The organism is Mesorhizobium sp. M1A.F.Ca.ET.072.01.1.1 (genome assembly GCF_004023325.1).
GTDB lineage: Bacteria > Pseudomonadota > Alphaproteobacteria > Rhizobiales > Rhizobiaceae > Mesorhizobium.
The window spans coordinates 1-424 of sequence record NZ_RZSF01000759.1 but is presented as its reverse complement, the minus strand read 5'-3'; the positions used below and the strand labels follow the sequence as shown (position 1 = coordinate 424).

Below are 424 nucleotides of genomic sequence, written 5' to 3'. Positions count from 1 at the left end.
GGCGGTGGCCATCGTCATCGTCGTCATCCTGCTCTTCCTCGGCTCGTTCCGCTCGGTGATGATGCCTATCGTCACCATTCCGCTGTCGTTGATCGGCGTCTGCTTCCTGCTGTTTGCGGTCGGCTACTCCATCAACCTACTGTCGCTGCTGGCCATGGTGCTGGCCATCGGCCTCGTCGTCGACGACGCCATCGTGGTGGTGGAAAACATCCATCGCCACATGGAAGAGGATCACATGTCGCCGATGCAGGCGGCGTTCAACGGCATGCGCGAGATCCTGTCCGCCATCGTCGCCATGACCATCACGCTGGCCGCCGTGTTCGCCCCGCTCGCCTTCACCGGCGGTCTCACCGGCGCCCTGTTCCGCGAATTCGCGGTGACGCTTGCCGGCTCGGTTGTGCTTTCGGGCATCATCGCCATCACC

1 protein-coding gene is annotated in these 424 nt (G+C 63.2%); it reads left to right on the top strand.

What is annotated here, in order from left to right; genetic code table 11:
* A partial coding sequence (locus EOA32_RS37900; RefSeq protein ID WP_145971539.1) for an efflux RND transporter permease subunit occupies nucleotides 1-424 on the top strand: 424 nt, incomplete at both ends.